This is a genomic window from Hydrogenophaga pseudoflava NBRC 102511, assembly GCF_001592285.1.
GTDB lineage: Bacteria > Pseudomonadota > Gammaproteobacteria > Burkholderiales > Burkholderiaceae_C > Hydrogenophaga > Hydrogenophaga pseudoflava.
Map to the genome: position 1 here is coordinate 1 of NZ_BCWQ01000026.1, position 23,884 is coordinate 23,884.

The 23,884-nt window shown below is 63.4% G+C and carries 20 protein-coding genes; 8 read left to right on the forward strand and 12 right to left on the reverse strand.

The window, feature by feature from the left end; genetic code table 11:
* A partial coding sequence (locus HPS01S_RS21905; RefSeq protein ID WP_157576518.1) for a PKD domain-containing protein occupies positions 1-1,581 on the reverse strand: 1,581 nt, incomplete at its 3' end.
* Positions 1,582-2,459: 878 nt separating this feature from the next.
* Between HPS01S_RS21905 and HPS01S_RS20940 the strand changes: the two genes are divergently transcribed.
* Complete coding sequence (locus tag HPS01S_RS20940; RefSeq protein ID WP_066160968.1) at positions 2,460-3,443, forward strand: IS5 family transposase; 984 nt, start codon at positions 2,460-2,462, stop codon at positions 3,441-3,443.
* Between the two features lie 431 nt (positions 3,444-3,874).
* Entirely contained in the window at positions 3,875-4,387 is a 513-nt protein-coding gene (locus tag HPS01S_RS20945; protein ID WP_066160971.1) for a bacteriohemerythrin, read from the forward strand.
* Positions 4,388-4,402: 15 nt separating this feature from the next.
* Here the strand turns inward: HPS01S_RS20945 and HPS01S_RS20950 are convergent, their stop codons facing one another.
* Together HPS01S_RS20950 and HPS01S_RS20955 are read right to left on the reverse strand one after the other, a co-directional pair.
* Positions 4,403-5,182: a PIG-L family deacetylase gene (locus HPS01S_RS20950; protein WP_066160974.1), complete on the reverse strand. Its 780-nt coding sequence runs from the start codon at positions 5,180-5,182 to the stop codon at positions 4,403-4,405.
* A complete protein-coding gene (locus HPS01S_RS20955; protein ID WP_169803963.1) occupies positions 5,179-6,408 on the reverse strand; it encodes a glycosyltransferase family 4 protein in 1,230 nt (409 codons plus the stop codon). The genes HPS01S_RS20950 and HPS01S_RS20955 overlap by 4 nt, the downstream gene beginning before the upstream one ends.
* A gap of 184 nt (positions 6,409-6,592) precedes the next feature.
* Here HPS01S_RS20955 and HPS01S_RS20960 point away from each other — a divergent pair, with 184 nt between their 5' ends.
* Entirely contained in the window at positions 6,593-7,669 is a 1,077-nt protein-coding gene (locus HPS01S_RS20960) for an AI-2E family transporter (RefSeq protein ID WP_066160979.1), read from the forward strand.
* Here the strand turns inward: HPS01S_RS20960 and HPS01S_RS20965 are convergent.
* Positions 7,657-8,118 carry an Lrp/AsnC family transcriptional regulator gene (locus tag HPS01S_RS20965; protein ID WP_066161014.1) on the reverse strand — a complete coding sequence of 154 codons (462 nt, stop codon included), beginning with the start codon at positions 8,116-8,118 and terminating at the stop codon, positions 7,657-7,659. The genes HPS01S_RS20960 and HPS01S_RS20965 overlap by 13 nt on opposite strands.
* A gap of 125 nt (positions 8,119-8,243) precedes the next feature.
* Here HPS01S_RS20965 and HPS01S_RS20970 point away from each other — a divergent pair, with 125 nt between their 5' ends.
* Entirely contained in the window at positions 8,244-8,936 is a 693-nt protein-coding gene (locus HPS01S_RS20970) for an aspartate/glutamate racemase family protein (protein WP_066160982.1), read from the forward strand.
* 11 nt (positions 8,937-8,947) lie between these two features.
* Here HPS01S_RS20970 and HPS01S_RS20975 read toward each other — a convergent pair whose 3' ends face one another.
* Positions 8,948-9,865 carry a CoA transferase gene (locus tag HPS01S_RS20975; protein WP_066160985.1) on the reverse strand — a complete coding sequence of 306 codons (918 nt, stop codon included), beginning with the start codon at positions 9,863-9,865 and terminating at the stop codon, positions 8,948-8,950.
* A gap of 67 nt (positions 9,866-9,932) precedes the next feature.
* Positions 9,933-11,105 carry a 4-hydroxybenzoate 3-monooxygenase gene (gene pobA / locus HPS01S_RS20980; protein WP_066160988.1) on the reverse strand — a complete coding sequence of 391 codons (1,173 nt, stop codon included), beginning with the start codon at positions 11,103-11,105 and terminating at the stop codon, positions 9,933-9,935.
* 141 nt (positions 11,106-11,246) lie between these two features.
* Here pobA and HPS01S_RS20985 point away from each other — a divergent pair, with 141 nt between their 5' ends.
* On the forward strand, positions 11,247-12,014 hold the full coding sequence (locus HPS01S_RS20985; protein ID WP_066160990.1) for an IclR family transcriptional regulator domain-containing protein: 768 nt from the start codon (positions 11,247-11,249) through the stop codon (positions 12,012-12,014).
* A gap of 6 nt (positions 12,015-12,020) precedes the next feature.
* On the opposite strand, the gene HPS01S_RS20990 is transcribed toward HPS01S_RS20985, so the two are convergent.
* From HPS01S_RS20990 to HPS01S_RS21015, 6 genes are all read right to left on the reverse strand, one after another.
* Positions 12,021-12,734: an ABC transporter ATP-binding protein gene (locus HPS01S_RS20990; protein ID WP_066160992.1), complete on the reverse strand. Its 714-nt coding sequence runs from the start codon at positions 12,732-12,734 to the stop codon at positions 12,021-12,023.
* A complete protein-coding gene (locus HPS01S_RS20995) occupies positions 12,734-13,498 on the reverse strand; it encodes an ABC transporter ATP-binding protein (RefSeq protein WP_066160995.1) in 765 nt (254 codons plus the stop codon). Before HPS01S_RS20995 ends, HPS01S_RS20990 begins: the two co-directional genes overlap by 1 nt.
* Complete coding sequence (locus HPS01S_RS21000) at positions 13,495-14,484, reverse strand: branched-chain amino acid ABC transporter permease (protein ID WP_066160998.1); 990 nt, start codon at positions 14,482-14,484, stop codon at positions 13,495-13,497. Before HPS01S_RS21000 ends, HPS01S_RS20995 begins: the two co-directional genes overlap by 4 nt.
* A complete protein-coding gene (locus HPS01S_RS21005) occupies positions 14,481-15,344 on the reverse strand; it encodes a branched-chain amino acid ABC transporter permease (protein ID WP_066161001.1) in 864 nt (287 codons plus the stop codon). The genes HPS01S_RS21000 and HPS01S_RS21005 overlap by 4 nt, the downstream gene beginning before the upstream one ends.
* Positions 15,345-15,422: 78 nt before the next feature.
* Entirely contained in the window at positions 15,423-16,610 is a 1,188-nt protein-coding gene (locus HPS01S_RS21010) for an ABC transporter substrate-binding protein (RefSeq protein WP_066161004.1), read from the reverse strand.
* A gap of 394 nt (positions 16,611-17,004) precedes the next feature.
* The gene (locus tag HPS01S_RS21015) at positions 17,005-17,310 is read right to left on the reverse strand and encodes an RNA-binding protein (protein ID WP_066161007.1); all 306 of its coding nucleotides are present in this window, start codon (positions 17,308-17,310) and stop codon (positions 17,005-17,007) included.
* 451 nt (positions 17,311-17,761) lie between these two features.
* Here HPS01S_RS21015 and HPS01S_RS21020 point away from each other — a divergent pair, with 451 nt between their 5' ends.
* From HPS01S_RS21020 to HPS01S_RS21030, 3 genes are all read left to right on the forward strand, one after another.
* Positions 17,762-20,554, forward strand: coding sequence for a sensor domain-containing protein (locus HPS01S_RS21020; protein WP_079365113.1), 2,793 nt, complete (start codon positions 17,762-17,764; stop codon positions 20,552-20,554).
* A 79-nt stretch (positions 20,555-20,633) separates the two neighbouring features.
* Positions 20,634-21,638, forward strand: a complete 1,005-nt coding sequence (gene galE, locus HPS01S_RS21685) for a UDP-glucose 4-epimerase GalE (protein ID WP_084397634.1) — start codon at positions 20,634-20,636, stop codon at positions 21,636-21,638.
* Between the two features lie 494 nt (positions 21,639-22,132).
* A partial coding sequence (locus HPS01S_RS21030) for a PKD domain-containing protein (protein WP_157576524.1) occupies positions 22,133-23,884 on the forward strand: 1,752 nt, incomplete at its 3' end.

Here is a 23,884-nt window from a genome sequence, read left to right on the forward strand (position 1 = left end):
TTTGTTCATGTTGTAGAGGCGGAGCGTGTGTTGCTGCGCGGTTCCCATGTCGTTGCCCATGATGACGAACTGGCTGCCGATCGCGACCATGTTGATGTGCGGGTTGGTCGTGCTGCCCCTCAACTGGTTCTCCACCACAAACAACTCGCGGGGCTGGATGTACTGACTGGGCGCCAGCGTGTGGTGTTCAACGACATATTGCAGCGCACTTGCGAGGTTGATTTGCCCGACGGCCAACTCCCCGGTAGGAGCGTCAAACGTGTTGCGATAGAGAAGCAGGCGAGACATCGTGGCGTACTGCTCGAAGCGATGCAGGAAGTTGAGGTCCATGATCGAGATGTCGCGCGGGAACGACGACGAGTTGGGAGCCAGCGAGCCCACTTCGATGCTGCTGATTCTCGGTTTCGCCCCGGATCCAAAGGCGCCAATCTGAACATTCTGGCTTCCGTGAGGAATGCTGATCGAAGAGAACGTCTCTCCACGGCGAAGCAGCACGCGGCGGTTGTTGAAGCTCGCAGAGCCCGGCATGGCGGTCATCTGGGAAGCGCCTGCGGGACAACCAGCGAAGTTGGCCACCGCGGACACGCAGATGGTCTGGGTGCCGGCAAACACGGCATTGGGGTCTTGAACCTCGATCGATACCGTCCTGTCCGAGTAGCCGCCGGAGGGGTCGGTGGCGCGGACACGCACCTGGTAGGTGCCGGGTTGGTCGAATACGTGAGCGGCCAGCGGACCACCGGTCTGCACATTTTTCGGAAGACCAGAGATCGACCAGGTTTGACCCCGGTCGTCCCCGAAATTGAATGCGTAGCGCACATGGTGGAACGGGTGTTGGCCAGCTGCGCTGTAGGTTGTGCCTGTCGCATCGAATTGAACAGCCAGCGGTGCAGGGCCTGTCAGCCGGGTGGCCTCCAGTCGGGCAACGACCGACGTCGAAGGCTGTCCTTCGGGTGCGGGTGCGGGTGCTGGAGCCGGTGCTGGAGCCGGTGCGGGAGCCGGTGCGGGTGCCGGTGCGGGTGCCGGTGCGGGTGCGGGTGCGGGTGCGGGAGCCGGTGCCGGTGCCGGTGCAGTGGCCGTCATCATGTAGCAGGCTTTGGCCACGCCCGACAAAGGATCTCCAAAAGTGGTGTTGTTGCAAGCCACTCCGCCGGTGAACGTGCGGGGAGCGGTCCAGGCGGTGCGGGCACCGTACACCACACTGGCGGAGCCGGTGAACCGACACTGATTCCATTCAGCCGCGCACAAGGTATAGCCTGCCGGCACACTCGAGGGAGCAGGAGCAGGAGCAGGAGCAGGAGCAGGAGCAGGAGCAGGAGCAGGAGCAGGAGCAGGAGCAGGAGCAGTGGCTGTTTGCAGATAGCAGGCTTTGGCCACTCCTGGCAAAGGATCCCCAAAAGTGGTGTTGGAACAAGCCACGCCGCCGGTGAAACTGCGCGGGGAAGTCCAGGTGGTGCGGGCTCCGTACACCACGTTGGCGGTGCCGCTGAACCGGCATTGGTTCCATTCGGAGGCGCACAGCACATAACCCTGGGGAGGGGTGTTCGAAGTCTGGGCAGGTGCCTCACCGAATGCGAGCAGCATGGCGCTACCCATCAGAACATGAAGGGTTGACTTTGCCGGAGACAATGGCAATACTGGCAGTAGCGAAAAAGAGCGCGGTGACATAACATTCCTTAAACAGTTTTGACTCCCAGCGATCAGCTGTTCTGTGGCGGAAGTTATCTCCTGACCTACAGTGAGCTGATTGCCCAGTCGCCTCGGTTGACGTTGCCTGGTGATCTCCGAGAAATCCGGTGATCACTTCATAAGTTCGCGACGACAAAACGGTCACAAGAGGGCTTGTGGCGGTAGTGCACGTTGCGATCTTGTCCCTCGGGACCCATGGCTGGATCTGTGCTCGGAGAGCCCGGGAGTTCCCGTCTCTCTCGTTTTTTGTCGTCCGAGTTTCCGGAAACTGAATGCGCAACTGGTGCACCGTTTCACAGAGTTACGTGCACTTCCAACGAGTTACCTGCTTGTTGTTCCTGGGTCTCATTTGTATGAGGCCCCGTTGTCGTTTAGCCTGTAACGAGAGCCTTCTGTCGCAAGCTTGTTGCTAGCACGGATGTGCCGTGATCGACTCGGTCGTATCAAAAAAAGGAGCGCACCAGGCGATGCCAGACACCTCATCGGTGATCGCAGGCTTGTCGACAATGTGCACGGGTTACACACCTTGGTGATCCGAGCGACTGCCGTTTTACCCGCTCACCCGACGATCTGTATGTGCGAGATGCTGCCGAAGGCTGGGCGCTGCCCGAACGAACGACCAAGGCCTGGGCCCGCAACGACCTGAAGGACCTGGAGAACTATCCCGAATGGTGCGGCTGCCTGAACACGGTTGGTGAGCGGGATACGTATGGAAGGCTAGGGAAGGTCTGCACAACCTCGGCCGTGCTGGCGCGATGTGAGACATTGACGGCATGAAGCAAATGAGCCTGAGCGAGAGCGGATTCGTGCGCAAGACCAAGAGGACTCGCAAGCGCGAATTCCTGGACGAGATGAACCTCGTGGTGCCTTGGGCCGAGTTGGTGTCCCTCATCGCACCTCACGCACCCGCTCCCGGCGCCAAGGGCGGACGCCCACCGTTTGCCGTCGAGACCATGCTGCGCATTCACTTCGTCCAGCAGTGGTTCAACCTCTCTGACCCGGCGATGGAAGAAGCGCTGTACGACACCCCCATGTTTCGCGAGTTCGCGGGCCTGGATGCGGGCGAAGACAACCTGCCCGATGAGAGCACGATCCTGCGCTTTCGCCACCTGCTCGAAGCCCATAACCTGAGCTTGCAGATCCTGGCCACCGTCAACGCCACGCTGGCGGCCAAGGGGCTGCTGCTCAAGAGCGGCACGGTGGTCGATGCCACGCTGATCGCCGCACCGAGTTCGACCAAGAACAGCAGCGGTGAACGAGACCCCGAGATGCACCAGACCAAGAAGGGCAACCAGTGGCACTTCGGGATGAAGGCGCACATTGGGGTCGATGCGGATTCGGGCTTGGTGCACACGGTGGTGGGCACAGCGGCCAACGTCAACGACGTGACGCAGGCGCACGCACTGGTGCACGGAGAGGAAACCGATGTCTTTGCCGACGCGGGCTACCAGGGCGTGGGCAAGCGCGATGAAACGCAGGACATCGAGGTCAACTGGCACGTGGCGATGCGACCGGGCAAGCGCAAGGTGCTGGACAAGAGCACGCCGATGGGCGCGATCCTGGACAAGCTCGAGCAGGTCAAAGCGCGCATACGGGCCAAGGTCGAACACCCGTTCCGGGTGATCAAGCGCCAGTTCGGGCATGTGAAGGTGCGCTATCGGGGACTGGCCAAGAACACGGCGCACCTGCACACGTTGTTTGCGCTGTCCAACCTGTGGATGATGCGGCGCACCTTGCTGCAGGAGATGCGGGGATGAGTGCGTCCAAATGCGGCCAGAGAGCCGTGAATCGGGGCGAAATCGGCCTTCAAACCGACCATGCAAGCCTGAAATCGTCGCCATCCGAAATCGAGTGCATCAACTCACGCTGCGGCGCGTGTTATGCAGATCTTCCCTAGTGGATGGTCGCAACCGGGTCTGGCCGATGCGATCATCTGGCTGCATGCCGGCCGTCAGTGTGTTCGCGGCAGTAGGTGCTCTGCACATGGTGGGCGCGCAGGGCTTGCCGGTGCTTTGCAGGCCAAAAGTTTCAAAACCCAGCGGATGTTCTAGTGCTGCGTACTCAGTTGTCGGGCGAAAAATTGAGATAGGTCAGTAAGTGGCCGTTTTCCCTCACAGCGCAGAGGGAATCTGTACACAATTTGTCACTTCTCGGGTGACTTCCTGTCACCTGCCTGAGGACATCTGACATGGCACATCTGAACTGGACGCCGGACCTCGAAACCGGCATCCGTGAAATCGACGGGCAGCACAGGCGCATCGTCGACTACATCAACCAGCTGTACGACGCCCGCGATCACCATGATCGGGAGGCTGTGGGCGCCGTCATCGACGAGATGGTCGACTACACCCTGTCGCATTTCGCGTTCGAAGAATCGCTGATGACCGATGCGGGCTACATGTTCGCCGGCCCGCACAAGAAGATCCATGAGCTGTTCACCCGCAAGGTGGGCGAGTACCGCATGCGCTTCGAGGCGGGTGAGGACGTGGCTTCTGACCTGCATGCCATGCTCTCGCGCTGGCTGTTCAACCACATTCGCAACGATGACCGCAGCTACACGGACTCTGTGAAGGTGTACTTGAAGAATGTCGGGCATGGCGACACCGACATGAAGGCGCAGATCAAGGAGGAGTTGATCCGCGAACTGCACCTGAAAAAGAAACGCGGCTTCTTCGCCCGGCTGTTCGGCAGCGACGAGTGATTGCCTCAGGCCTCTTCAGGCCATGAGAAGACATTCCGCTCGTTCGAGCACCCGCCGCCGATAGGCCGGATTGGGGCCGAAGATGGGGTTCAGCTGCGACGCGTAGAGCTCGACCAGATGGGTCTTTTCCGAGGTGTCGTGGTGGTATTTCACCAGCTCGGTGTGGCAGCCCAGCAACCGGTACAGACGCTCCTGCAGCGCCCTGTTGCTGTGTGACCAGGCATATGGCAGCTCTGCATAGAAGCCCAGCCGGGCCTGGCTCCCCGACAAGGCCTGCCAGAAGAGATCGCGGGTCAACTCGTGCTCCCCATGCGGCATGCACCCCCATGGACGGCGGAGCAACCGCCACGCCAGTCGCGAAAATGGGGTTGAGGGCGTCGGTCCACCGGCGCCTGCGGGAAGCAGCACCAGCGTGCGAGTGAGGCCATCGGGCCGGCTCTGGGTCATTGCGTCCACCGCCTGGGCGACCGCGTGGTCGTCAGCGCCTCCTGGACGACATCCAAGGTGCTGGAACCCGCATCCGAGCTGGGTCATGGCCAGCGCATCTTCCTGGCGCCGGGCAAGGTGTTCGGCGGCGCTGTCTGGAAAGCCCGTCATCCGGGCCCAGGCGTCGTTCTGTCCCGCCGATCCTTCGGTGAACACCGTGATCACTTCGGCCCGATCGCGACATGCGCCCAAGATCCCGGCGACCGAGAACACCGCGTCGTCCAGATGAGGCGAAATCACGATCACCCTCTCGACCCCGAGCTGTTCCAGCCAGGACCGCACCTCCGTTGCATGGGACAGGCTGGTCATGTCCGGAGCTCCGCAGCCTCGCAGAGCCGCTGGAGGTGAACGATGCGCCGTTCGAACTCGACCTCGAAGACGTGCTGGATGGCAAACTCGCGCGCGCTCATGGCCAGCGCCTTCAGTGCGTCCAGGTTGGTGGACAGCCCCTCGATTTCATCGGCCAGCGCCCCGGGACGCCCCAGGGCGCAGACCCGCCCGGCGGTGCTCAGCCGTTGAAGGCCGCGCCAGGCTTCGTTGGCATATCCGACGATGGGCACCCCGGCGCACAGCGTTTCCAGGTAGGTGCAGGAGGGGTCACCTTGCAGGTGGGGGCATACGAAAAGATCAATTTCTTGCCGCAACATGGGCATCAGCTGGTCGTGAAAGTCCAGCGTCCCCAGCAGCCGGACTTGTTCATGCAGACTGTGTTGGGCGATTTGCGCCTCCAGCGTGGCCCGCAGCGGCCCGTCTCCCGCGATGCGGAGCTCGAAGTCGATGTTCCGGTCCCGGAGCCTGCGGGCCAGAGGCACCAGGTGGTCCACCCCTTTGATGGGATGCAGGCGCCCCGAGTACATCAATCGCAGGCGCCGTCGCCGGGACAGGGCTTCGCAACGAGCCTCGATCTCTTTCGGGGTCGCACAAAGCTCCGACGCCACCCGGTTGTCGAAGTAGAGAAGGGGGGTAGGGTTGTGCCTGCCGAACGCCTCGAATGTGGGCGTTCCGTTGCACTGCAGGCCCTGGGCCGACCGGATTTCCGCCAGTGCACGGCGGTGGTTGAGAAGCAGCCAGAGCCTGGTCTTGAGGAGCGAGAGCCCCCAGCCGTGAACCGACCGTGCAATCTGCAACTGGGTGGTCAGCGTCAATTCGGTGTTCGCGACCAGAAGGCCACCCTGTTCCCGGCAGCGCTGGCCCAGGCCATACAGCAGGTGGTTGGGCGTGACCAGCAGGATGGACCGTCGCAGCAACGGACCGCCGTTGCCTGCCAGTTCGCGGAAGTCCACGATGCGGACTTCAAACGGCAGTTCGCTGGGGTTCCATTGGCGGTTGTCCAGATCCCCGCTGGGCTCGTGCCCCGCCTGCAACCCCACTACCACGGTGCCGTTCCAGCGTTCCACGTACTGCTTCATGCCGTTGACGAACTTTGCCGGCAGCAGCCAGTGACCCTCGGCGCTCCGTATGCCGGGCAACGAGGACAGCACCACCAGGCGCCAGGCAGGCGCCGTGGAGGAGCACGGGGTCGGGGCTTCGGGCATGGCGCAGCGCTGAAGGGGCATAGGGCGTCGTACGGGTCGGAACAGCATACGCCGGTGCATGTCCGGTGCGGCGTTGGGCTGGCCTGAAGGCGTCTGTGTCCGATCCTGCGGCGTGCAGGCTCCGGCAGCCGAACGGGTGCCTGACGGCGCCTGTGAGGTCGTGCCCCCGTGCCAGAATGGCCAGATGCCCCCCGTTTTCAGTGCCTCCCTCATCACCCGCGGCCTGCTGCTGCTGATCCTCGCCGCCGGCATCTATTTCTTCCACGGCTTCCTGGTTCCCGGTCTGGCCGCCCTGATCATCGGGTTCGCCACCTGGCCGCTCTACCGCCGGCTGGTCGTCCGCTGCTCCGGCCGGACCACGCTGGCCGCCAGCCTGGCGATCCTGGTGGTGCTGGTGGTGCTCGTGGTGCCGCTGTCGGTGGCGATTCACTTTGCGATTCGCGAAGCGAGCGAGTTCGTGCGCTGGGCCATCGAGGCCAACCGCCACGGCGCCGCCGTGCCGGCCTGGATCGAGGCGCTGCCGCTGGTGGGCGCCCAGCTGGCGGCGTTGTGGCGCGAACACCTGGGCGAGCCACATGCGCTGGGCGCCTGGATCCAGATGCTGTCGGGACAGCATGTGGGCAACATCTCGCGCACCGTGCTGGCGGCGGCCGGCAACCTGGCGGGCCTGCTGCTGCTGGTGCTGTTCATGCTGATCACGCTGTTCTTTGTCTACAAGGATGGCGCACACATTGCCGGCCAGCTCGACAGGGTGGGCGAGCACCTGCTGCCCGAGCGCTGGCAGCGCTTCTCGCGCGTGGTGCCGGCTACGGTGAGCGCCACCGTCACCGGCATGGGTCTGATCGCCATTGGCGAAGGGGTGGTGCTGGGTGTGGCGTACTGGATTGCAGGCGTGCCGTCGCCGGTGCTGCTGGGGGTGATCACCGGGTTCATGGCCATGATCCCGGGCGGCGCGCCGCTCTCGTTCACACTGGTGTCGCTCTATCTCGTCGGCTCGGGCGATGCGGTGGCCGGGCTGGCACTGTTCGCCTGGGGCTCGGTCGAGCTGTTCATCGTCGACAAGACGCTGCGCCCGCGCCTGGTGGGCGGGCCGGTGAAGCTGCCGTTCCTGCCGACCTTCTTCGGCCTGGTGGGCGGGGTCTCGACCATGGGCATGGTGGGTCTGTTCGTCGGTCCGGTGCTGATGGCGCTGCTGGTGGCGATCTGGCGCGAGTGGGTTCGCGGGCTGGACGACAAGCCCGAGCGCCCTCAGTCGGCGTAGTCCAGCGGCAGGGCGGTGGTGTTCTTGAGTTCCTCCATCGCAAAGCTGCTGCTCACGTCCGACAGGTCGACCGAGCGGATCAGGCGCTGGTAGACCCGGTCGTAGGCGGCGATGTCGGGCACCACGATCTTCATCAGATAGTCCACGTCGCCGCTCATGCGGTAGAGCTCCATCACCTCGGGAATGTCGCGCACCGCGTCGCGGAAGCGCTCGAACCAGGCCTGGTTGTGCTGGCTGGTGCGCACCGACACAAAGACCGTCACGCCCAGGTTGATCTTCGCGGCGTCGACCAGGGCGACGTGGCGCGCGATGAAACCCTGTTCGCGCAGGCGCTGGATGCGCCGCCAGCACGGGGTGGACGAGAGGTGCACGGCGGCCGCCACCTCGGCCAGAGGGGTTTCGGCGTTGCGTTGCAAGATGGCGAGGATCTGCCGGTCCGTGGTATCCAGTTTTCTTTTCATGGCACTTATGAGCAAATAAATGCTCCATGTTGCCCTTTTGACACCTGAAATGGCAAGCCATTTCTTCCAGGCAGATGGGAGACTTTCTCTATTCCACGAACCAAGGAGAACCCATGAAAACCATTGGCCTGATCGGCGGCATGAGCTGGGAGTCGACCACCCTGTACTACCAGATCATCAACCGCGAGGTGTCGCGCCGGCGGGGCGGCCTGAGCAGCGCGCGCATGAATCTGGTGAGCCTGGATTTCCAGGACATCGCCCAGCGCCAGCGCGCCGGCGACTGGGACGGCATGGCCGGCATCCTGTGCGATGCGGCGCGGCGCCTTTCCGACACCGGTGCCGAGTGCCTGCTGATCGGCACCAACACCATGCACCAGCTGGCGCCGCAGGTGCAGGCCGCGACCGAGGTGCCGCTGATCCACATCGCCGACGTGACGGCCGACGCCATCCTCGCGCAGGGGCTGGACACGGTGGGCCTGATGGGCACGCGCTTCACCATGGAGCGGACGTTCTACGTCGAGCGGCTGGCCCAGCGAGGCATCCGCTGTGTGCTGCCGGACGAGGTGCAGCGCCAGGAGATCCACCGCATCATCTTCGAGGAGCTGTGCCGCGGCGAGCTGCACGACATCTCGCGCCAGTGGTTCACCGACTGCATCACCGACCTGCGGTCGCGCGGCGCGCAGGGGGTGGTGCTGGGCTGCACCGAGCTGCCGCTGATCATCCGACCCGAGGACAGCCCGATCCCGACCTTCGACACCACGGCCCTGCACGCGCTGGCTGCGGTGGAGTTCTCGCTGGCGAACTGACGCAGGTTTCGTCAACGAGCGAGTGTGTGCAGCGGGATGTCGCGGGCAACCGCCAGCGCGTCCAGCTGCCTGCGCGTCCGGCCGGCAAGGAAGCTGGCGATGGCCTGGTGTGTGGCGGGCTTGAACAGGGTGGCCATGCCATCCATGGCTACGCCGGCTGCCGCGCAGAGCGAGGCCGCGAAATGCGGCTCTAGCGCCGCCACGGCGACCCGGCCGTCCTTGCAGGGGTAGACCCGGTAGCCCGCGTGCGCGCCTCCGACGGCGCCCTTGGGTTGCGTCAGGCCCCAGCTGCGGGGCAGGGCCAGCCAAGCCGCAGCATCGCTGAGCGCGACTTCCTGGAACACGCCTTTGCCGCTGGTTTTCTGAGCCAGCACGGCTTTCAGCGTCGCCTCGCTGGCCATGAGCGCGCCCCCCATGTCGGCGAACAGCGTGGCGGGCAGGTCCAGGCCGGTCACCAGGCCGGCGTCGGCCAGATAGGTGAGGTCGTGACCCGGCTCTTCGGCGCGTGCGCCGGGCGCGCCGACGATGGCCACGACCGACAGCGCCGGGTAGGCCTTGTGCAGCGCCTTCCAGCCCAGGCCGAGCTTGAGCAGCGCCGACGGGCGGAACGAGGTCAGCAGCACGTCGGTGCGCGCCAGTGCCTTGTGCAGCTGTTGCTGCCCCTTGTCGGTCTTGAGGTCGACGGTGAGAACCTTGATGCCGCCGTGCATCGTGGTGTAGGCGGTCGGGTTGTACTGGCCCATCGGGTCACCGCTGGCGCCCTGGGGGCCGGGTGGTTCGGCCTTGAGGCAGGTGGCGCCCATGGCCTGGAGGCGCATGAGAGCGGCCGGGCCGGGCAGGTTCAGCGCCAGGCTGAGCACGCGCACGCCGCGCAGGGGCTTGAGGGGGGCGGCGGGACGGGGGGAAGAGGGCTGGGTCTTGGCGGTCATGACCCGGTTGTAACCCGGAAGCCGGCCCGCAGGCCAGCGTCCGGGCGACAGTGACGGCGGGTGCTGCTCAGAACGGCAGGCCGACGTAGTTTTCCGCCAGCGAGCCCTGTGCGCGCTCGGACGAGAACAGGTACTCCAGCTCGGTCTGCGACAGCTTCTGGTCGTAGGGCAGGCTGTCCGGGAAGGTGTGCAGCATGGTGGTCATCCACCACGAGAAGCGCTGCGCCTTCCAGACCCGGGCCAGGGCCTTGGCCGAGTAGTTGTCCAGGCCCGTGTCGTCGCCTTCCTTGTAGTGCGCGACCAGCGCGTGGTAGAGGTAGTAGATGTCGGACGCGGCGCTGTTCAGGCCACGGGCACCGGTCGGCGGCACGATGTGGGCGGCGTCGCCCGCCAGGAACAGGTTGCCGTAGCGCATGGGCTCGGCCACGAAGGAGCGCAGCGGCGCAATCGACTTCTCGATCGACGGGCCGGTGACCAGGCGCTCGGCCACATCGACGGGCAGACGGCGCTTGAGCTCTTCCCAGAACTTGTCGTCGCTCCAGTCCTCGACCGTGTCGGTCAGCGGCACCTGGATGTAGTAGCGGCTGAGGACCTGCGAGCGCAGCGAACACAAGGCGAAACCGCGCTCGTGCTTGGCGTAGATCAGTTCGGGCGACACCGGCTTGGTGCGCGAGAGCACGCCCAGCCAGCCGAAGGGGTAGACCTTCTCGTACTCCTTGAGCACATCGCGCGGGATGGACTTGCGGCTCACACCGTGGAAGCCGTCGGCGCCGATCACGTAGTCGCAATCGATGCGCACCACCTCGTCGCCCTGGCGGTAGGTGACGTAGGGTTGGTCGCTCTTGAGGTCGTGCGGCTGCACGTCTTCGGCGTTGTGGATCACCACGCCGTTCATCCTGTCGCGGGCCTCGTACAGGTCGCGCGTCAGTTCGGTCTGGCCGTACACCACCACCGAGCTGCCGCCGCTGTGCTTGTGCAGGTCGACGCGGCGCATGTTGCCGTTGTCGGAGATGTAGAAGCCGTCGTGGATCTCACCTTCGCGGTCCATGCGTTCGCCGCACTGGGCTTCGCGCATGAGCTTGGCAAAGCCGTGCTCCAGCACGCCGGCGCGGATGCGTGAGAGCACGTATTCGCGGCTCTGGCGTTCGAGCACGATGGTGTCGATGCCCTTGAGGTGCAGCAGCTGGGACAGCATGAGGCCGGACGGGCCGCCGCCGATGATCGCGACTTGGGTGCGCATGGTTTGTCTCCTGGGAAGGGTGGAACGGGTGACAGGCACTGTAGGTCGCCCACTCCAGAATCGCTATAGCCGTCAGACGAGTTTGCGCGTTGATTGGCCATCGTGTGCGATGATCGCGCAACACTTCGCAGGAGACCCCGCATGGAAATCGCCAAGGCGGATTTCATCGAAGGCATGGCCAAAGGCATGGCGGTGCTGGAGAGCTTCGACACCGAGCGCCAGCGCCTGAACGCCACCCAGGCGGCCGAGCGCGCCGGCCTGACGCGGGCAGCCGCCCGGCGCCACCTGCTGACGCTGGCTTATCTGGGTTATCTGGACACCGACGGCACGCACTACTGGCTCTCGGCCAAGGTGCTGCGCTTCTCGGGCAGCTACCTGGCGTCGGCCCGGCTGCCGCGGCTGCTGCAGCCCACGCTCAACCGGCTGGCGGCGCAGACGCGCGAATCCTTCTCGGCCGTGGTGCTGGACGGTGAGGAAGTGGTGATCGTGGCGCGCAGCGCGTCCGTGGGCGGGCAGCGGCTGATGGCCTACGGCCTGCACCTGGGCGCGCGGCTGCCGGTGCACGCCACGTCCACCGGGCGGGTGCTGCTGGCGGCCATGAACAAGACCGAATTCAGCGCCTGGCTCAAGGGCCGCGAACTGGCGCGCCTGACGCCCAGGACCACGGTCGATCACAAGGCCCTTCGTGCGATCGTGGCGCAGGTCAGGGCCGACGACTACGCCGTGGCCAGCGAGGAGCACGAGCTGGGCGTGCACGCGCTGGCCGTGCCGCTGCGCAACATGAAAGGCCAGACCGTGGCGGCGCTTAACGTGGTGGCTTCGCCCGAGCGCCTGGTGCCCGAGGTGATGCGCCAGGACCTGCTGCCGCTGCTGCTGGACGCGGCCCGGGAACTGCGTCCGTTGCTGTGAGCGGGCTCAGACGCCCAGGTACTGTTCGAGCAGTTCGGGCCTGGAGAGCAGCTCGTCCGACGAGCCTTCGAACACCACCTCGCCCTTGACGAGGATGACGTTGCGGTCGGTGATCTGCGTGACCTGCTTCCAAGCCTTGTCCACGATGATGCTGCTGATGCCGCTTTCTCGGATCAGGCCGCAGATGCGCCAGATCTCGCGCGCGATCAGCGGCGCCAGGCCTTCGGTGGCCTCGTCCAGGATCAGCACGTCGGGGTTGGTCATCAGCGCCCGGCCAATGGTCAGCATCTGCTGCTCGCCGCCGCTGAGTTGCTGCCCGCCATGGCCCAGGCGCTCGGCCAGGCGCGGAAAGGTCTCCAGCACGCGCTCGTAGGTCCAGTCGCGCTGACCCCGGGTGCCCGGGCGCGCGGCCATCACCAGGTTCTCTTTCACGCTCAGGTTGCCGAAGATGCCGCGGCCTTCTGGCACGTAGGCGATGCCCTGCCGCGCCACCTCGTAGGGGCTTGCGCCGGTCATGGGCGTGCCCTTGATGAGCACGCCGCCACCGCTGGGCTTGACGATGCCCATGATGGACTTGAGCAGGGTGGTCTTGCCCATGCCGTTGCGTCCCATCAGACCGATGGTCTGGCCCTGGCCGACGGTGAAATCGATGCCGCGCAGGATGTGGCTCTGGCCGTAGTGGGTGTTCAGGCCGGTGGCCTGGATGAGCGGGGTGGTCATCAGTGTTCATCCCCCAGGTAGGCGGCCTGCACCTGCGGGTCGGCGCGGACCTGGGCCGGCGTGCCGCTGGCGATCACCTGGCCGTTGACCATCACGGTGAGCTGGTCGGCCAGCGCGAAGACGGCGTCCATGTCGTGTTCGACCAGCATCATGGCGTGGTCCTTCTTGAGCTTGAGCAGCAGCTCGACCATGCGCTCGGCCTCCGCCTGGCCCATGCCTGCCAGCGGTTCGTCCAGCAGCAGCACGGTGGGCTCGGTGGCCAGGGTCATCGCGATTTCCAGCTGCCGCTGCTCGCCGTGGCTGATGGTGGCGGCGACGGTCTGCGCGCGGTGCGTCAGACCGGCAAGCTCGATGGCGCGCTCGCAGCGCTGGTTCACCGCCGTCATCTTGGTGGCGGACTGCAGCCAGTGCAGCGGGTTCCAGGGCGCGTGCCGCTCGCGCGACTGCGCGGCCAGGCGCACGTTGTCCCACACGGTGAAGGGAAGGAAGATATTGGTCTTCTGGTAGCTGCGGCCCAGGCCCAGGCGCGAGATCGACTCGGGCGTGTTTCCAGCGGTCTCTTCACCACCGAACAGGATCTTGCCGGAGGTGGGCTGCAGGTCGCCCGAGAGCAGGTTGGTCAGCGTGGACTTGCCGGCGCCGTTGGGGCCGATGACCGCGTGCAGGTGGTCGCGGTAGAGCTTGACCGAGACCTCGTTGACGGCGGCCAGACCGCCGAAGCGTTTGGTCAGCTTGTCGGCCGCGAGCAGGGCGACGTCACTCATTGGCCGGCCTCCTTGTTGCGGCTCAGGAACTTGTCGGCCAGGCCCAGCAGGCCGCGCGGCGCGACGATGACCACCAGCACGATGAAGCCGCCCATGAGCAGCTGCCAGTGTTTGGTCAGATCCTTGGCCAGGTGCAGCACGTACTCGAAGGTGAAGGCGCCGACGATGGCGCCCGCGAAGTTGCCCATGCCGCCGAGGATGACCATCATGATCGCGTGTGCGCTCATGTGAAACCCCATGAGCTCGGGGTTCACGAAGCCGGTCTGCGCGGCCCAGAGGTAGCCCGCCACGCCTGCGAGGGTGCCGGCCAGCGTGAAGGCTGCGAGCTTGTAGCCGAAGCTGCCATAGCCCACTGCGCGCAGGCGGTGTTCGTTGACGCGGATGCCGGCGAGCACGCGGCCAAACGGAGAGAACAGCACGCGGCGCAAGAACAGGTAGACCGCGATCAGCACCACCAGAGTGAAGTAGTAGAAGTGAGTCTTGTTGTCCAGGTCGAGGCCGACGGCCGTGGCGTCGGGCCGGAAGTTGACGTAGATGCCGTCGGACCCGCCCAGCGCCTTGTTGTCGAAGAACAGGTAGAAGACCATCTGCGCGAAGGCCATGGTCACCATGATGAAGTAGATGCCGTGGGTGCGGACCACGAAGAAGCCGATCACCAGCGCGGCCAGGCCGGCGCCAGCGGCGGCCAGCGGCAGGCTCCACCACAGCGCGATGGGCGCGTCCTGTGGCGTGATGAAGGCCAGCGCGTAGCCAGCCAGTCCGAAGTAGGCCGCGTGGCCCAGCGAGACCAGACCGGTCACGCCCTGCAGCAGGTCCAGGCTCATCGCGAAGATGGCCAGGATCATCATCTGCGTGAGCATCTGCAGGTAGAAATCGGTGCTTTCCATCGGCACCAGCGGGAAGGCCGCGAGCGCGAGCGCGCCGACGATCAGCACCACCTGCACGGAGCGCGGCAGTTTCTCGAGTTGGGCCTTGGCGGCACTCATTGTTTGAACAGCCCTTCAGGTTTGTAGAGCAGCACGGCGGCCATGAGCATGTAGACAGCCATGCCGGCGATCTGCGGCAGCAGCACCTTGCCGAAGGTGTCGACCAGGCCGACCAGCAGGGCTGCGACCATGGCGCCGCGCACCGAGCCGATGCCGCCGATGACCACCACCACGAAGCACATGATCAGCACCGAGCTGCCCATGCCGGGGTAGACGCTGGAGATCGGGGCCGCCACCATGCCGGCGATGGCGGCCAGTGCCACGCCGAGCGCGAACACCACGCCGTGGATCAGCCGGATGTTGATGCCCAGGGCTTCGGCCATTTCGCGGTTGAAGGCGCCGGCGCGGATCTTCATGCCCAGGCGCGTCTTGCTGATCAGGCCGTACAGGCCCAGGGCCAGCACCACGCAGACGGCCGACACCACCAGCCTGTAGACCGGGTAGGACAGGTTCTCGGTCAGCTGGATCGACTGGCTCACCGCCTCGGGCACGGCGACCGAGTGCACATCGTCGCCCCAGAGGATGGAGCGCAACTCTTCGAAGATGTAGATCAGGCCGAAGGTCAGCAGCACCTGGTCCAGGTGGTCGCGGTGGTAGAAGTGCCGGAACAGCAGCCATTCGAGCAGCCAGCCGAAGGCCACGGCAAGCAGGCTGCCCACGATGATGGCCAGGGTCAGGCTCTGGAACTGGGTCGTCAACGCCCACGCGAGGTAGGCACCCAGCATGTAGAAGCTGCCGTGCGCGAGGTTGACCACGCCCATGATGCCGAAGATCAGCGTCAGGCCGGCGGCCAGCATGAACAGCAGCAGCCCGTACTGCAGGCTGTTGAGCAACTGGATCAGGAAATTGGCGAAATCCATGGGTCTGTGGGCGTGCAAATCCTGGGCCAGCACCTGAAAAAGGCGCTGGCCCGAGGCGTTCTCTTCGCGAGAGGGGGGTCAGCTCAGTTTGCAGCCGGCGCCGGAATCGGCCACAGCCTTCTGCGCGATGCCGATCACCTTGTTTTCCTTGTTCTCGACCTTGCGCAGGTACATGTCCTGCACCGGGTTGTGGGACTTGCTCATCGTCCACTTGCCGCGCGGGCTGTCGATGGTTGCGCCTTCCATGGCGGCGTACAGCGCTTTCTTGTTGGCCAGGTCACCCTTGACCGCGTTGGCGCCCTTGACCATCAGCAGGCCGGTGTCGTAGCCCTGCACGGCGTACACGTCGGGCTGCAGCTTGAAGGTCTTGGCGTACTCCAGGCGGAATTTCTTGTTGGCCGGGGTGTCCAGCGAGTCGCTGTAGTGCATGGTTGTCAGTACGCCGTTGGCTGCGTCACCAGCGGCGTCCAGCACGCCTTCGGTCAGGAAACCCGAACCATAGAGCTGGATGCTCTTGTTCAGCCCGGCGGCGGCGTAGTCCTTGAGGAACTTGGCCGCGCCACCGCCCGCGAAGAAGCAGGCGACCGCGTCGGGCTTGAGCGAGGCGATTTCGGTCAGCAGAGCCTGGAATTCGACGTTGGGGAAGGGCAGTCCCAGCTTCTTCACAATCGTTCCGCCTGCGGCGGTGTAGCTCTGCTCAAAGCCCTCGAAGGCCTCATCGCCAGCGGCGTAGTTCCAGGTGATCCAGACCGCTTTCTTGTGGCCGCGGTCGACCATGGCCTTGCCCAGCGCCAGCGTGGGCTGGGAGTTGCTGAACGAGGTGCGGAACACGTTGGGAGCACACTGGGCGCGGGTGGCGATGTGCACGCCGGCGTTGGGGATCAGGTTGAGCACGCCCGATTCACGAGCCACCTTGTGGATACCCATCTGCACACCGGAGTGCACCGTGCCGACCAGCACGTCGACCTTGTCGCGCTGCACCAGGCGCTGTGCGTTTTCGATGCCCTTGGCTGGGTTGGACTCGTCGTCTACTTTGAAGAACTCGATCTCGCGGCCACCCAGCTTGCCACCTTGCTCGTTGATGGCCATGCGGAAACCATTCTCGATCGCCACACCCAACTGCGCGAAAGTGCCGGTGTAGGGCAGCATGAAGCCCACCCGAACCTTGTCGGACTGGGCGCGCACGATGGAGGGCAGCAGCAGACCGGACGAGGCGGCGCCGATCACGGCGGCGGAACGGGTGAGAACAAGGCGGCGGGTGGTCATGAAATGTCTCCTGTGATGTCGAACAAACTCACTGTAGGTGCGGGCTTTTCTGATGACGATCCAGAGTTACCCGTACTTTAGGCATGAAATATCTAGGAATGAATCGTGTGGATCCAGCAAAGTTCGCATTCGGTGCAAGATATTGCCTTAACATGCAGTATCTTGCATGTTCTCGGGGGTGGGCACAGGTAAAAACCCTTGCTGGAAGGGCAGGGTTGCGAGCGAGCACAAAGGAGGCTTCGCGAGCCCGTTGAGGGTCTGGAACTGGAGCCAATACTGCCGAGAAAGGGTGGCCTGCACCCTTGGGGCGGCTTTTTTTCCTGAAAAGAGAACCTAAGCGCTAAGACTGCGGGTGCGGAGCAGTATGCGAGTAAGAGGAGAATGGCGGCTGTGTCTAGAAGAAATTCGACTCTGCCCACTGAGACGACGGGCCGTCTTCTTCCGCTGTCACGGGGACATTGAGGTCCAGTACAAACACCACCTCGCCACCGAAGCGGCCGACCCCCAGCGTCTTCATGAGCGTCTGTTCCTGCTCAGGGCGCTCCATTCGCATGAAGCAAATGGCTTGCTTGGTGCCTTCATGCATGGCTGTAAGGATGTCCAGTCGCGTGATGCGGCCAAACTGGCCGCACAGCTCATGCAATGCGGACCTCAGGCTGTTCACATCACGGTGTTGCCGGAGTTCTGCCAGTGCGCTCACTTTTACCCTTTCTGTCGTCGGGCCCGTTCCCAATGCTGAATCATTCGGTGGGGGTTTCTGACGTGGGTCAATGTTAATACGGAAGCTACAAGTTGCAACCGTCCTGTTACGTCTTTCCTTCCCCAAAACAGGGGGCTTGCCAACTAGTCCACAGCTGGCCCGCCTTTCAGGCCGATTGCAGATCCGAGGCGACCGTGTGCGAGGCGGTATGCTTGATCCACCAACCGATGAAAGCTGGCGCCCCATGCAACAAGGACACCGTGCAGACCCACACGATGAAGCAGCACCCTTGACAGCACACCCAAGCCCGGTGGCGTCCAGTGTGGAATGGACCCAGATCACCCAGCTGACGACCCACATCGGCCAGGTGTCAACAGCGCTGCTGGTGAGGTCTCATCCTGATGGTCCGCTCTTGGTGGCTGCCAGCGGGTTGCCCTCAAACGGTCAGGCCATGGCCGCAGAACTGTGCGCCAAAGTGATGGCCGACCCCGAACTGGCTGGGACGTGCCACGACCTGACGGCGGTTGCGGCCTGGGCACACCATCCACTGGTCGCTTCGCTGCGAACCCGCTTCTGCCTGGTGCTTCCGCTCCCGGCCAGTGAGGCGTACAGCGACACTTGGCTGGCGTTGCTGGACGGCGAGCCGCGAAACGCCGAACAGGTGAAAGCCATGCTTCCGGCCTTGCAGGCCCTGGCAATTCACGTGGGGCAGCTGCAGGAACTGGTCTATCAGCAGCAGCAGTCGGCACACCTGACCCAGGGCAGGGAAGAGCGGCTAGGCAAAGCGCTGCACGAAAGCGAGAGCCGGTTGAACCTGACCGAGCACACAGCGGGCGTGGGCAGCTGGTCGGTGGACATCAATACCGGGCACATTCAACACTCTGACGAGTACGGCAGCATTCTGGGGTTGGGGCCTGGGGAGACGGTCGAAGACCTGGCCGCAATGGTGCTGCGCTACACGCCCGAATGGCGCACCGGTATTCGCCAACGGCTGGAGCGCTGCGCCCAGTTGGGTGAAGCATTCGACGAAGAAATCCAGGTGCAGGTGCCTGGTGCGAGTCCGAAATGGGTTCGCACGGTTGGCAATGCCGTGCGTGACGCACAAGGGCGCATCGTTCGCATCCAGGGGGCTGTGCAGGACATCTCCGCTCAGAAGCAGGCGCAGCAGGAAACACTGCGTCTGGCCATGCGGCTGACCACCACGCTGGCGAGCATCACCGAGGCCTTTGTGACACTTGATCGCCAGTGCTGCTTCACCTATCTGAATCAGGAAAGTGAGCGGCTTCTCCAGAAAACCACGGCCGAATTGCTGGGCAGGGAGGTCTGGCACGATTTCAGCGACGGATTGGCGCAGCGGCTGCGAACACAGCTCGGCGTAGCGTTGAAGACCAACCGGCGCGTCGAACTGGAGGATTTTTTCCCAACACTGGGCAAATGGCTAGAGGTGCGCGCGTATCCGTTTGCCGAAGGACTGGCCGTCTACTTCCGTGACGTCACAGAGCGCAGGCGTTCGCAGGAGCAGCTGATGCTGCTGGAGACCAGTGTGGCCCGCTTGAACGACATTGTCGCGATCGCCGAGGCAGGCTCCGGCCCCGAAGGCGAGCCGCGGATCGTGTTTGTCAACGACGCTTTCGAGAAACAAACGGGCTACAGCCGAGACGAGGTCCTGGGACAGACCCCGCGCATCCTGCTGGAACTCGATCCTGCGATGTTCAAACTGCTGGAAAAAGCGCGCGGACTGAGGGAAACCCGCCAGGCACGCACCGAGCTGATGATTCGCCGCAAGAATGGGGCTTCATTCTGGATTGAACTGGAGGTCGTGTCGGTCCAGGCCAGCGCCGAGGAGGTGACGCACTGGGTGGCGGTGGGGCGGGACATCACACAGCGCAAGAACGCCGAAGACATGATCCGGCACCTTGCGTTTTACGACCCTCTGACGGACCTGCCCAATCGCCAGCTGCTGCTGGACCGGCTGCAGAAGGCGCTGTCGCAGAGCGCACGCTCCGGTCAGTTCGGTGCGCTCATGTTCATCGACCTCGACAACTTCAAGATCCTCAATGACACGCTGGGTCACCATGTCGGGGACCAGTTGCTGCAGCAGGTGGCCCAGCGCCTGACCAAGAGCGTGCGCAAGACCGATACCGTGGCGCGTCTGGGGGGCGATGAGTTTGTGGTGATGGTCGATGACCTGAGCACGGACGCCGCCGCCGCCGCCAGCAAGCTGCGCACCCTGGCGGAAAAAGTGCTGAATGTGTTGCGGGAGCCATTCCAGATCGCCGGGCACCAGCACTTTGCGACGCCCAGCATCGGGGCTACGTCGTTCAATGGCGACCAGAGCGACGTGAGCGAACTGCTGAAGCAGGCCGACCTCGCCATGTACCAGGCCAAGGGGTTGGGACGCAACACCTTGTGTTATTTCGACCCGGACATGCAGGCCTCGGTAAGCGCCAACGCAGCGGTAGGAGCCGCGCTGCGCGTGGGCCTGCGTGAAAAGCAGTTTGTGGTGCACTACCAGCCGCAGGTTGATCGGCAGGGTGCCATCACGGGGGTGGAGGCGCTGGTGCGCTGGCAACATCCCGAAAAAGGACTGGTCAAGCCCGCCGATTTCATTCCGGTTGCCGAAGACACCGGGCTCATTCTGCCGCTGGGTATGTGGGTGCTGGAAACCGCCTGTGAGCAACTTGCCGCATGGGCCTCACGTGAGCAAACCGCCCATCTCAGCATTGCCGTGAACGTGAGCGTCTACCAGTTTCGGCATCCAAACTTTGTGGACATGGTCATGGCCGCTATCCAGCGCACAGGCATTCGCCCGCACCGGCTGAAGCTGGAACTGACCGAAAGCCTGCTCGCCGACCGCATGGAAATCACCATCCAGAAGATGGGCATGCTCAAAGAACTGGGGGTCACCCTGTCGCTGGATGACTTCGGGGTGGGCTACTCCTCGCTGTCGTGTCTGAAGCGGTTGCCGCTGGATCAGCTGAAAATCGACAAGGGCTTTGTGGCCGATGTGCTCACCGATCCCAACGACGCCGCGATCTCCCGCGCCATCATTGCGCTGGCACAAAGTCTGAGCCTGCAGGTGGTGGCCGAAGGGGTGGAAACGCAGGAGGCGCGGGATTTTCTCGCCTACCTCGGGTGCGATCAGTTTCAGGGGCACCTGTTTGCGCCCGCCCTTCCTATTGAGACGCTGGACGCATTTCTCCGCAACCCGTCGCCTGACATGATGCCCATGGTGGTGGGGTAGGTTGACTGGAGATCTCGTTTACGGGTTGGCCGCTTGCATGGCTTGTTTTGTTGTGTGTATTGGATGGATGTGAATCGTCATGAATGTGTTATTAACCGGTGGGTGTGGGTACATTGGCAGTCATGTGGCTGTGGTGTTGATGTCCGCAGGCCATCGTGTGGCCATTCTCGATAATCTGACCAATAGCCATCGGAGTGTGGTGGACAGGGTTTCTGAAATTGCCGGGGCATCTCCAGCGTTCTATTGCGGAGATGTGGGTGATGTGGGGCTGGTGCGAGACATCATTCGAGAAAACAAAGTTGACTCGGTCATTCATCTTGCAGGATTTAAATCTGTTGGTGAATCGGTTCAGGTGCCGCTGAAATACTATCAGAACAATATCTGCGGGGCATTGGGTTTGCTTCAGGCAATGGAGGCTGAATCAATTTCCCATCTGGTGTTCAGTAGCAGCGCCACCATCTACGGTGATCCGCAGTATCTTCCGGTAGACGAAGCGCATCCCCAGCATGTCGTCAATGCGTACGGGCGCAGCAAGTTGCACATCGAGGACATGCTGCGGGATGTCAGCGCATCTCGCCCATCCCTCGGGGTCGTATGTCTTAGATATTTCAATCCTGTAGGCGCCCACTCGAGCGGATTGATTGGCGACCGCCCGAGAGGGATTCCAAACAACCTGATGCCTTATGTGGTCCAGGTGGCATCGGGAGAGTTGGAGCGGTTGAAGGTTTTTGGTGGCGACTATCCGACACCTGACGGAACGGGGGTCCGGGACTATATCCACGTCATGGATCTGGCCGAAGGTCATGTGGCCGCTCTGAATTACCTGTCGTCGCGCAGCGGCTGGCGCGCATTTAATCTGGGAACGGGTCGAGGATACAGTGTCCTGGAAATGATTCGTTCTTTCGAGGCGCAATCCGGCCGCTCCATTCCTTTCGAAATCACTGGCCGGCGACAAGGGGATGTGGCCTGCTCATATGCCGATACCCGTTCTGCAGAACAGGAACTGAATTGGCGGGCCACGAGGTCGCTGGAGGATATGTGCTCAAGCGCCTGGGCGTTCCAGAGCCGCTTTTTGGCGGGGTGAGGTGGCGTTGGCTGCACCGCCGGTCGGTTCGTACCGATTCGCCCGGAGGACATCATTGATCAACTACATGATGTTACATCCATTAACTTGTCGAGATATTGTGATCGACCCTACACGGTCGCTTACGCATTGATACCCCGTTGGATCGCTGCTTGACGCCGCCTGTCCTCTACGATCTCCGGGGGGTTGGGGCCTGAGTGACACTGGCCTAGAACCGCGCGCCTCATTCGGATTGCCATAAAGATTGAGCGACGGGCACTAAACCGACGAATCTCGAAATCAGTCTCTTGGGCATCTTCATGACCACCATGCCATTCTTTCCGCGGTTTTTGTTCGCGTTGCCAGCGTCTGTCTCTGCTCTCCGTGATGCAGAGCCTCTGTGGGTCTGACCCCGCGTCCGGTGCCACCACTTTTGTGATGTCTAGCCCGAGGCGCAACCGCCATGCCTTGCATGGTCGCTGTCCGGTTTGGTCATACCCTCCAGGAATCAATACATGAACACACTTTTCAACGGATTGGTGAAGGCCAGCCTTGCCTGCTCCTTGGCCGTGTTGCTGGCGGCATGCGGTGGTAGCGAGCGTCCCGGCACCGCCGCCAGCAACACACAGCCCAGCTCCACACCGGCCAGCCCATACCTAAGCGATGCGGGGTCCTCGTCATCTTCCACCACCGTCCCGGATGCCGGGTTGACGGCAGATGCCCTTGCGAAGGCAGAAACTGAAGCCCTCCGGGTTGATCCGTCAATGCCACTTGAGGCGCTGCCCACTGGGGGTATCGCAAGCAAGCAGTCCTACGCGTCAGGTGTGATTGCCCGAAAGGCAGCAGCTGTCGGGATTCCGGCCTACCGGTTTTCCAACCAGAGTACGGGCGCTCACTTCTACACCACAAGCACTTCCGAGGCCGACAGTCTGCTGGCCAACTTCTCATCGGCCTTCCGTCTGGAAGGGGCTGCTTTCTGGGTGGCTGGGTCCATGTCGTCCGGTCTCTCGCCGGTGCACCGGTTCATTGGTGTCCGAAGCGGTGTTCATTTCTACACCATTAGTGAGGCAGAGCGTGCCAGCCTGCAAGCTGCGTCGTCGCAATACCGGTACGAAGGTGTGGCTTACTATGCCAGCCAGGTGGCTGGTGAGGGTCTGGTGCCGCTGTATCGTTTCTATGTGCCGAGCAAGGGCTTTCACTTCTACACCACCAGTGAGAGTGAGCGGGCCAGCATTCAGGCCAACCTCAGTGCTGTCTATCGTTTTGAGGGGATCGCTTACTACGTGCTCGACAGCGGTTCGCAAGCGCCCGCGCCGGATCTCGGCCAAACTTCTCAGTCGGTTTCGGCACGCTTGGAAGCTACGCGCTTGAGTGGTCCGGCGCCGCTGGCGGTGCAGTTTGATGCCGCGGGCACCACCTCCAGTCTGGCTGGTCAGCACCCGTTCCACCAAGTGCGTTATTCGTTCAACTTCGGTGACGAGCGAGGGCAGATCTGGCCGATCTCCGGCTTGCCAAAGAACGTTCAGACCGGTGGTCCACTGGCCGCTCATGTGTTCGACCAGCCTGGCACCTACCAGGTACGTGTTCGCGCAACGGATTTGGCAGGGGGCTACTCGGAGCGCTCGGTCAGCGTGGAGGTGCTCGATCCCAACGCGCTCTACGCTGGGACAGGAACGATCTGCGTGTCGGCCGCGGGCAACTTCTCGGATTGTCCGGCTGGGGCCTCGCGCGTGACGACCATGCCCAGCTCGGCGACGTTCAATGGTCGCCGGGTGTTGCTTCGCCGAGGCGAGACGTTCGGGTCCATCGAGATCGGACATGGCAGCCAGAATGTGCAGGTGGGAGCGTTCGGGACTGGTGCGAAGCCGCGGGTCGGGAACATCCTGGTGGGCGCTATCGGCCCCTCTTCTTCCGCGTTTCCTCGCGACATCACGTTCATGGACCTGAACATCCTGCAGCGTTTTGAGCAGTTCGTGACGATGTCCCGTCTTCTGCTGTACCGCAACACCTTTGAAGTACCGACGGGAGAGTCCGTGGTGGCTCAGATCAATCTGGCCAGTGCGCTGCAATACGTCGTTGAACACCACACGCTGGCGCCGAGCCAGTACTACCAGCCACGCGAGCTGTTCGTGGTGGAGAACCAGCTGCGCGGCAGCACAGCCAATCCGCATCTGAACATGGCGGGCGAAGGCAGCCGCTTCGTCATCATGGGCAACGACATGGGCACGGCCCAGCAGCACACGGTGCGTCTGTGGCGCATGAACAAA

What these genes read in the sequence shown, in the direction of transcription:
- HPS01S_RS20940 (WP_066160968.1), top strand. Translation starts at nt 2,460, where the DNA reads ATGAAGCAAATGAGCCTGAGCGAGAGCGGATTCGTGCGCAAGACCAAG.
- HPS01S_RS20945 (WP_066160971.1), top strand. Translation starts at nt 3,875, where the DNA reads ATGGCACATCTGAACTGGACGCCGGACCTCGAAACCGGCATCCGTGAA.
- HPS01S_RS20950 (WP_066160974.1), bottom strand. Translation starts at nt 5,182, where the DNA reads ATGACCAGCCTGTCCCATGCAACGGAGGTGCGGTCCTGGCTGGAACAG.
- HPS01S_RS20955 (WP_169803963.1), bottom strand. Translation starts at nt 6,408, where the DNA reads ATGCCCGAAGCCCCGACCCCGTGCTCCTCCACGGCGCCTGCCTGGCGC.
- HPS01S_RS20960 (WP_066160979.1), top strand. Translation starts at nt 6,593, where the DNA reads ATGCCCCCCGTTTTCAGTGCCTCCCTCATCACCCGCGGCCTGCTGCTG.
- HPS01S_RS20970 (WP_066160982.1), top strand. Translation starts at nt 8,244, where the DNA reads ATGAAAACCATTGGCCTGATCGGCGGCATGAGCTGGGAGTCGACCACC.
- HPS01S_RS20975 (WP_066160985.1), bottom strand. Translation starts at nt 9,865, where the DNA reads ATGACCGCCAAGACCCAGCCCTCTTCCCCCCGTCCCGCCGCCCCCCTC.
- pobA (WP_066160988.1), bottom strand. Translation starts at nt 11,105, where the DNA reads ATGCGCACCCAAGTCGCGATCATCGGCGGCGGCCCGTCCGGCCTCATG.
- HPS01S_RS20985 (WP_066160990.1), top strand. Translation starts at nt 11,247, where the DNA reads ATGGAAATCGCCAAGGCGGATTTCATCGAAGGCATGGCCAAAGGCATG.
- HPS01S_RS20990 (WP_066160992.1), bottom strand. Translation starts at nt 12,734, where the DNA reads ATGACCACCCCGCTCATCCAGGCCACCGGCCTGAACACCCACTACGGC.
- HPS01S_RS20995 (WP_066160995.1), bottom strand. Translation starts at nt 13,498, where the DNA reads ATGAGTGACGTCGCCCTGCTCGCGGCCGACAAGCTGACCAAACGCTTC.
- HPS01S_RS21000 (WP_066160998.1), bottom strand. Translation starts at nt 14,484, where the DNA reads ATGAGTGCCGCCAAGGCCCAACTCGAGAAACTGCCGCGCTCCGTGCAG.
- HPS01S_RS21005 (WP_066161001.1), bottom strand. Translation starts at nt 15,344, where the DNA reads ATGGATTTCGCCAATTTCCTGATCCAGTTGCTCAACAGCCTGCAGTAC.
- HPS01S_RS21010 (WP_066161004.1), bottom strand. Translation starts at nt 16,610, where the DNA reads ATGACCACCCGCCGCCTTGTTCTCACCCGTTCCGCCGCCGTGATCGGC.
- HPS01S_RS21020 (WP_079365113.1), top strand. Translation starts at nt 17,762, where the DNA reads ATGGCCGCAGAACTGTGCGCCAAAGTGATGGCCGACCCCGAACTGGCT.
- galE (WP_084397634.1), top strand. Translation starts at nt 20,634, where the DNA reads ATGAATGTGTTATTAACCGGTGGGTGTGGGTACATTGGCAGTCATGTG.